We start from the raw sequence: 1179 nt of genomic DNA, 5'->3' as shown, positions 1-1179 counted from the left end.
GGCGACCGACGACAACGCGGCGGACGTGCGTGCCGAGCCCCGCGGCCCCGGGGTGATCCGAAAGACACGCCCTAGGGGGAACCGGGCCGGGGGGCGGCGGTCACGGCTCGACCACCGTCTCCTGGGCCGCCGCCGTCTCCCCGGCGAGCAGCCGCGCGTCGACGGGGACGTTCCGCTTCACCAGGGCCAGGGCCACCGGGCCCAGCTCGTGGTGGCGCACCGACGTCGTCACGAAGCCGATCCTGCGGCCGTCGGGGCCCTCGTCGGCGAGGCGGAGCTCCGTGCCGGGCACCGGCAGGTGCACCTCGCTGCCGTCCAGGTGCAGGAAGACAAGCCGGCGCGGCGGCTTGCCCAGGTTCTGCACCCGGGCGACGGTCTCCTGCCCCCGGTAGCAGCCCTTCTGGAGGTGGACGGCCGTGCCGATCCAGCCCAGCTCGTGCGGGATGGTGCGGTGGTCGGTCTCGAAACCGAGCCGGGGCCGGTGCTGCTCGACGCGCAGTGCCTCGTAGGCGAGGAGTCCGGCGGCGGGCCCGTGCGCGGCGGCGAACTCCTCCAGCCGGTCGCGCGGCAGGAACAGGTCGCGGCCGTACGGCGTCTCGCGCACGACGACCCCGTCCGGGACGTCGGCGATGGAGCCGGCGGGCAGGTGCACCACGGCGGTGTCACCGGTGCGGTCGGCGACCTCCACCCGGTAGAAGAACTTCATCGATTCCAGGTACGCGATCAGCGCCTCCTGGGTGCCGGGCTCCACGTGCGCCCACACGGTCGTCCCGTCGTCCACCAGATACAGCGCGTGCTCGATGTGTCCGTGCGCGGAGAGGATCAGGGCCTCGGTGGCCTCACCGGCGGGCAGTTCGCTGACGTGCTGGGTGAGCAGCAGGTGCAGCCAGCTCAGTCGGTCCTCACCGGTGACGGTGAGGACTCCGCGATGGGACAGGTCGACGAAACCGGTGCCGTCGGCGAGGGCGCGCTGCTCGCGGAACAGGTCGCCGTAGTGGGCCGCGACGCCTTCGTCCACGCCCTCGGCGGGCACGGCGCCGGGCAGGGACAGCAGGGGGCTCTTCATACCGCAAGCCTACGACGTGGTGGTTGACCCCTTCAGGGAGCAGTCCTGGCACCGGCCGAAGATCGCGAAGTGCTTCATGTCGGTGTCGAAACCGAACTGCTGCCGCAGCTTGG

1 protein-coding gene and 1 pseudogene are annotated in these 1179 nt (G+C 72.3%); both read right to left on the bottom strand.

Features of this window, described 5'->3' with window-relative positions:
• Positions 1 to 100: 100 nt before the first annotated feature.
• Positions 101 to 1066: a CAF17-like 4Fe-4S cluster assembly/insertion protein YgfZ gene (gene ygfZ, locus IE312_RS31290; RefSeq protein WP_189985623.1), complete on the bottom strand. Its 966-nt coding sequence runs from the start codon at positions 1064 to 1066 to the stop codon at positions 101 to 103.
• Between the two features lie 9 nt (positions 1067 to 1075).
• Positions 1076 to 1179, bottom strand: a pseudogene (locus IE312_RS42665) (transcriptional repressor); the annotation flags it as partial.

Source organism: Streptomyces capoamus (assembly GCF_014654935.1).
Lineage (GTDB): Bacteria > Actinomycetota > Actinomycetes > Streptomycetales > Streptomycetaceae > Streptomyces > Streptomyces capoamus.
Note: the sequence above shows the minus strand (reverse complement) of the source record. Positions and strands in the feature narration are given on the sequence as shown.

What these genes read in the sequence shown, in the direction of transcription:
- ygfZ (WP_189985623.1), bottom strand. Translation starts at nt 1,066, where the DNA reads ATGAAGAGCCCCCTGCTGTCCCTGCCCGGCGCCGTGCCCGCCGAGGGC.